The sequence below is a fragment of the Streptomyces sp. RP5T genome (assembly GCF_003933965.1).
Taxonomy (GTDB): domain Bacteria; phylum Actinomycetota; class Actinomycetes; order Streptomycetales; family Streptomycetaceae; genus Streptomyces.
Window position 1 is genome coordinate 1 of record NZ_RSAJ01000550.1, and the last position, 5,535, is coordinate 5,535.

Sequence of the window (5,535 nt, forward strand, 5' to 3'; positions counted from 1 at the left end):
CCCCCGCAAGGCCCTCCTCGCCGGCGCCGCCATGGCCGGTGCCCTGCTGATCGCCGCCCCTTTCCTCGTCAGCACCGGCGGCGGCGAGGAGCACCGCACCAAGCGGACCGACACCCTCGCGGACACGGTCCTCGGTGGACCCGGCGACCAGGAGATCCCCGGTGTCTTCGGCACCGCCAGCCCTTCCCCGGGTGGCCGCGCCTCGGCCGGCGTCAAGGACAACAGCGTTCAGGGCAAGGGAGGTTCGAAGGGCGCCGCGGACGCGGGCAGCGCCGCCGACCCGAAGTCCGGCCAGTCCGCCTCGGGCGCCGGCGGCGGAACGTCCAGTGGCACGAAGCCGTCCGCGCCGCACAAGTCCGGCCAGTCCGGTACCGGTTCGGGCACCAAGTCGAACTCCGGTACCTCCGGCACGAGTTCCGGCTCCGTTTCCGGAGGCGGCAAGAGCAGCGGCACGACCACGGCGACGGTCACCGCGGTCGCGATCCGCGGCTCCGCCTCCGGCCGCTGCATCGACGTCACGGGCGGCGCCGGCAAGGACGGCACCCCCTTGCAGATCTGGGACTGCACTGGAGCGTCCTGGCAGCAGTGGACGTTCATGCCGGACGGCACGGTTCGCTCCATGGGCAAGTGCATGGACGTGTCCTGGGGTTCGACTGCGAACGGAGCGCTCGTCCAACTGGCGAACTGCAGCGGCAACCAGGCGCAGCAATTCCGTCTGAACTCCGCGCACGACCTGGTGAGCGTCAAGGCCGACAAATGTGTGGACGTCAAGGACCAGCTGACGGCCAACGGTTCCGCGCTCCAGCTCTGGTCGTGCGGGGGCACCGCAAACCAGAAGTGGGGCAAGGCGTGATCCCCTGAAAGGCCTTCGTCCTACCGATTCCGCTCGTTGCGCGCGGCGGCGGCCCAGTGCTCCGCACCCCACCGCCGCGCGACCGACTCCGCTCGCTCGAAGGAGCGCGCGGCCGCCTCCTCGTTCCCGGTCAGCCGGAACAGCAGGCCGAGGTAGTGCGCCACCGGTCGCATCGCGAACACGGTGTAGGCGGCACCGGACAACTGGTCGCGTACGGGCAGCAGTTGACGGATGAGTTCGGGGGCCTCGGCCCGCAGCCCGAGCAGCGCGGCCAGTTCGGCCCGGATCCCGGCGTTGCGGGTGTGGTGATGGTCGTGCCGCAGCGGGGCACGCCGGATCGCACGGGCCTCGGCCAGTCGGCCCTGCCGGGCGAGTACCAGCGCGTAGGTGTCTCCGTCGAGGGGGCCGTTGCGCTCGTACCGGGCGCGGGCGAGCGCCGCCGCCTCCGCACCCGGCTCCAGACCGGGTCCTCTTTCCAACCCCACGGTGATCAGGCCGAGTTCGTGGAAGTTCTGGGCGTGCATCATGCCGTGCCGGTGCATCAGGGCGCCGACGTCGTCATAGACCCGCAGGGCCTCGTCGAAGTCACCCCGGACGTGCGCCAGCATGGCGAGGCTGGCCTGGTGGACGGCCTCCGGCTCGACGAGGCGGTAGCGGCGGGCGAGCTCCAGGCCCGCGTGTGCGTGCCGCCGTACTGCGCGGGGATCGCCCAGCGCGCCCGCGACACTGCCGTCGATGAACTCGCACACCCACCGGTAGACCGGCAGGTCGAGGTGCTCGGCGAGGGTGCGCAGCTCGGTGGAGGTCCGGGCCCGGAAGGTGACGGCCCTTTCGTAGGAACGGCATTTGGCCGCCGAGGCCAGTGCCAGGGCGAGCAGTGCCGGGTCGTCGGAGCGCCGGGCCACGGCGACCAGCTCCCGGGCCGCCGTCACCACCCGGGCAGCATCGTGCTCACCGGCCAGTTCGGCGACGAGGGTGTCGAGGAGCAGGCAGCGGGTGCCCAAGTCGGGGCTGTCGGCGGCGAGGAGCCGCTCCAGGGCCCTGACGAGGGGCCGGTCGACGAAGCCGTAGGGGCGCGTCTGCCAGGGCGTGGGCACCTGCCATCCGGTGAGTGCGGAGGTCAACAGGTCGTCCCTGCCCGCCTGTTCGGCGATCTCTATCGCCCGTCCCCTGGTCCGCCGCGCGGCGAGTGTCGTGCCTGCCCGCACCTGCGCCCGCAACAGTTTTCCGAGCAGCTCGACGCGCCGGGCATCCCGGTCGTCACCGGGGGCGGGTATGCGCTCGTACGACTCGACGACCCGTTCCAGCATCCGTACAGCGGCGTCGTGTGCGTAGCGTCGCTCGGCCAACTCGGCCGCACGCAGGCCGTGTTCGACGGCGAGGGGGGCCAGGGCGGCCGTACCGGACTGGGCACAGTGGTGGGCGAGGGCGGTGTGGCCGTCGGGACGCAGTGCGCGCAGGGCCTCGGCGACCTTGGCATGTGTCCGTCCGCGCCGCAGCCGGGTCAGGTCGGTGTACAGGGTGTCCCGGACGAGGGCGTGCGCGAACCGGACGCGGCCCGGTGCGGGTTCGACGAGCAGACCGGCCATCACTCCCGCCTCCAGCCCGTCGAGGACGTCGTCCTCGGCGGCCCCGGCGGCGCGCACGAGGACTTCCACGTCGGCTTCCCGCCCGACCACGGCGGCCAGTCGCAGCACCTCGAAGGCGTGCGCGGGCAGTTGGGCGAGGCGCCGCCGCAGCACGTCCCGGACCCCCTGCGGCACCTCGGACAGCGCTACGAGGGACCCTTCGCTGGCCAGCAGCCGTGCGCTCTCCCGTACGTAGAAGGGGTTGCCGCCGGTCCGTTCGGTGAGCGCGGCGAGCGTGTGCCGGTCGACGGGCGCGCCGCAGACGGCGGTCGCCAGGGCCCGCACCTCGTCGTCGGCCAGGCCGCCGAGGGCGATGCGGTGCGGCGACCGGGCGGCGAGCTGGGCGAGCGTGCCGGTGAGCCGTTCACCGGCTTCGGTGGACCGGTGCGCGGTGAGTACCAGCACGGGCGGCCCGTCGGCCGCAGTGAGGTGTTCCAGGAGCGCGAGGGTCTCGGTGTCCGCCCGATGGAGGTCGTCGAGGATCACGGCCAGTGGGCCCGCTTCGGTGACGGCCCGTGCCATCCAGGCGGCCACGGCGTGGTGCAGCGAGAACCGTCCGGCCACGGCGTCCGTCGGCGCGGCCGGTCCGCCGGCCCCCTCGCCCACCAGCGGGGCCACCGCGTCCGGATCCCCGGGCGGGACGCGCCGGGCCAGCTCCCGCAGGGCCTCGACCCAGGCCCAGGCGGGCGGGGCCCCGTCGAACTCGGGGCACCGCCCCACGACGACCTGCCACCCTTCGCTCCGCAGCCACTGGACCGCCCGCCCCAGCAGTCGTGTCTTGCCGACTCCGGGCTCGCCGGTGACCTGCACGACGCCCCCGGTCCGCCGTCCTTCCCGGGCGGCCCGCTCGATCACCCGCAACTCGCCGTCCCGTCCGACGAACAGCTCGTCCGCACCGGCGCAGGACGCCGTCCCGTGATCGTCGGTGAGCCCCGCGGACGTGCCCGCCGAGCGGTCACCGGCCTCGCGCACCGCCGGCACATCGGCCCCGGGGCCGCGTCGGCCGCCCGTGTCCGGCGCGCTCCCGGCGGTGAGCGACCTACCCGCGAGGGCGGGCCGCCCCGACGGCACGTCCTTGCGTTCCACCCGGTCGGGCCGTACGGCCGACCGCGCCGCCCGTTGGTCGTCCCGTCGTCCGACGATGGCACGCTCCAGCTCGACCAGCGCGGGTCCGGGAGCCAGGCGGAGCTCGTCGTGAAGCACCCGCCGATTGCGCCGCAGCGCGTCGAGTGCGTCCGCCCGTCGGCCCGCGCCCCACAGCGCCGTGGCCAGCAGCCGCCAGCCCTCCTCGCGCAGGGGGTGCTCCCTGGTCAGCGCCTCGGCCGACGGCACCGCCTCGCTCCAGAGTCCGTCACGCACGAGCGCGTCGATGAGCAACTCCTTGGCGTGCAGGCGCAGTTCGTTGAGCCGGGCGACCTCGGCGAGCGCCCACTCGGCGTCGGCGACCTCCGCGTAGGCCGGTCCGCGCCACCATCCCAGCGCCTCCTGAAGCAGTTCCCGGGTTTCGTGCGCGGAGGGTGTCTCGCGCGCCCGGCACACCGCCTGCTCGAACCGCCAGGCGTCCAGGGTGCCGTCCGGTACCCGCACGGCGTATCCGGTCACGTCGCTGACCAGCACCTCGGCCCGCGCCCGGGGCGCCCGCCCCGGTTCGAGGATCCGCCGCAGATTCGACACGTACGACTGCAGGGAGGCGAGGGCACGCGTAGGCGGTCTGCCCTCCCACACCTGGTCGACCATCCGGTCGGCGGACAGCACCTCGCCGCGGGCGCACAGGAGCAGCGCGAGAACGGCACGCTGTCGTGGCCCTCCGAGCCCGACCCGCACGCCGTTCACGTCGGCCTCGACGGACCCGAGCACTCTCAACCGCAGCATGGTGCACAAATCGTAAAGGCTGCTCTTGTGCCGCCCGTTCGGAAGGGGCCGGTACGGGTCCCGATCGAGTCACCGGGCGTCTGACATGCGGCGGTGTCGGTCCAAGCATCGGCTTCCGACTTGGTGACGGTGGTCGCTCCTCCGGCCGGAAGCCGCTGCCAACAGCCGGTTCGGGCCATTCCACGGCGGTTGTGGCCGGATTTCGTCACCGGTGGGTAACAGGTCGGAGTGTGGGAGAACTGCCGGGCCCACGGTCCTGTCTGGTTCGACGGGAGTGGCAAGGAGCCACACTCCGGACAACTGGAACTCGGGGGACAGCATGCGGTACGTGAGCAAGATGCGCGGTGCGGCGATGGCGGTTGTCGTGGCTTCGACGGCGCTGGCGGTGGCGGGATGTCAGCCCGGTGGAGGCGGAGCGGGCACCGCGGACGGCGGCGTCACCCCGTCCGGGGCCGCCGACTCGGCGAGCTCGTCCCTCACGCCCGGCGCCCCGAAGCCCGGCGGCTCAGCCTCCGGCTCCCACACGCCCTCCGGCCCCTCGACTCCGTCGGCCTCCCTGCCCTCGCCCACCGCCTCCGCGCCTTCGTCGTCCGCACCCTCGGCGGCCGGTTCGGCGGCGACCTGCGCCGCGGGCAGCCTGAAGGCGACCGCCCGTCAGGCCGATGTACGGCCCAGCGGTACGGGGACCGGGGCGGCCGTCGTCGAGTTCACCAACGTCTCCGGACCCCACGGTGGCCGGCGCCGGGAACGGCTCTCCCGAGATGAACGTCCCGCTCACCGTCAAGTCGACCGGAACCGCGGCGTCGGTGAAGGTGGCCCCCGGCGGCAAGGCCTGGGTGAAGCTGACCTTCGTACAGGTGCAGGGAGAAGGCGACGGATACTGCGTGTCCGGTTCGGCGCCCGTGGTGTACCCCACCATGGTGGTCCAACTGCCGGGGTCCGGGGCGCACCAGATGGCCCTGGACGACGGCCAGTTCGCCGAGTGCGACGACACCGTCACCGTCACCACCGTATCGACGGTCAAGCTCTCCTGAGCGGAGGGCCGCCACGGACAGCGGCAGTTGTGGTCGCGCGGGAGGCGACGAACAGGCGCTTCCCTGCTGGCAGGATCACCGGCGTTGAAGGCGTTCTCGGCATCCGGGGTCCGGTTCACAGCGGGTGGCGTGGGTGGGGGCGTACGGT

General features: G+C 73.3%; 4 protein-coding genes. 2 read left to right on the plus strand and 2 right to left on the minus strand.

From position 1 onward, the window contains the following. The coding region (locus EHS43_RS35990) for an RICIN domain-containing protein (RefSeq protein WP_148104172.1) at positions 1-853 on the plus strand (853 nt) is incomplete at its 5' end. A 20-nt stretch (positions 854-873) separates the two neighbouring features. Here EHS43_RS35990 and EHS43_RS35995 read toward each other — a convergent pair. Both EHS43_RS35995 and EHS43_RS48340 read right to left on the minus strand, forming a co-directional pair. Next, a complete protein-coding gene (locus EHS43_RS35995; RefSeq protein WP_185806560.1) occupies positions 874-4,353 on the minus strand; it encodes a BTAD domain-containing putative transcriptional regulator in 3,480 nt (1,159 codons plus the stop codon). A 396-nt stretch (positions 4,354-4,749) separates the two neighbouring features. Next, positions 4,750-4,923 (minus strand): hypothetical protein, encoded by a 174-nt coding sequence (locus EHS43_RS48340; RefSeq protein ID WP_260470869.1) that lies wholly within the window; start codon positions 4,921-4,923, stop codon positions 4,750-4,752. Positions 4,924-5,084: 161 nt separating this feature from the next. Between EHS43_RS48340 and EHS43_RS48345 the strand changes: the two genes are divergently transcribed. Then, a complete protein-coding gene (locus EHS43_RS48345) occupies positions 5,085-5,387 on the plus strand; it encodes a DUF4232 domain-containing protein (RefSeq protein ID WP_260470870.1) in 303 nt (100 codons plus the stop codon). Positions 5,388-5,535 lie beyond the last annotated feature (148 nt).

What these genes read in the sequence shown, in the direction of transcription:
- EHS43_RS35995 (WP_185806560.1), bottom strand. Translation starts at nt 4,353, where the DNA reads ATGCTGCGGTTGAGAGTGCTCGGGTCCGTCGAGGCCGACGTGAACGGC.